Annotated in this window: 1 protein-coding gene; it reads left to right on the plus strand. The window is 27.5% G+C overall.

The features are described 5' to 3' along the window. Positions 1 to 160 precede the first annotated feature (160 nt). The coding region (locus tag GBZ86_RS16375) for a hypothetical protein (protein WP_152892436.1) at positions 161 to 866 on the plus strand (706 nt) is incomplete at its 3' end.

Raw genomic sequence — 866 nt, forward strand, 5'->3', positions numbered from 1 at the left:
AAGCTACACTAAGAGTTAGCTTAACAGTAGATGAAAAAGAAGATATTCTAAAATTAATAGAAGAACGTAATGTTACAATACAAGCTTTTCTGGAAAATCTTATCAAAAGAGAACTAGAAGGTATTGAATGTCCTGCTTTAGGAAAGATAAGGGAGGATATATGAAAAAGAAATTTAAATTCTTAGTAACTAAAAATATTACATTAGATAAAAAACCTTCTAAAAAGGATGTAGCCATAATTAATAAAATTTGGGGTGACTTTATAGAAGTAGAAGGAGATCTTCAGTGTTTCTTAAATTATGCTATTAATGGACATACATTTAAGGCAGACTTATGTGATAGGAATAGCTCAAATTATAGAGGAACATATTGCTTTATTATAGATATTGATAACACATACCTTTATAAGGAATATGATGATGCTTTAAATAAGGAAATTAACAAAACTAGAGTAAAGACATTAGAAGAAGGATATCTAACCCCTACAGGAGCTATAGAACTTTTAAATGGTATAGGACAATTTAACTATGGTATATATAACACTTTTTCTAACACTAAGGAATGGAATAGGTTCAGAATAATAGTAATATTAGATGAACCTATATTTGATAGAGAGAAGAGAGATTCTTTATATAAAGCTTTTAGTGAAATATTTAAAGATGATCGTTCCAGTAGTAATTATAATAAGCTATTTTTTGGTACTAGAGATGATAATTTTCATTTAATAAAAAATAAAAATTATCTAAAAGAAGAAGATTTAGCACCATTTATACAAAATAGCACTAGTAAAACTGCCTGCAAAGCTAGTATTAATGCACCTTTGAAGGTGATTAATACAAACACCCCACCAATATTATCTCCTATAT

Origin of the sequence: Clostridium tarantellae (assembly GCF_009295725.1) — a bacterium.
Lineage (GTDB): Bacteria > Bacillota > Clostridia > Clostridiales > Clostridiaceae > Sarcina > Sarcina tarantellae.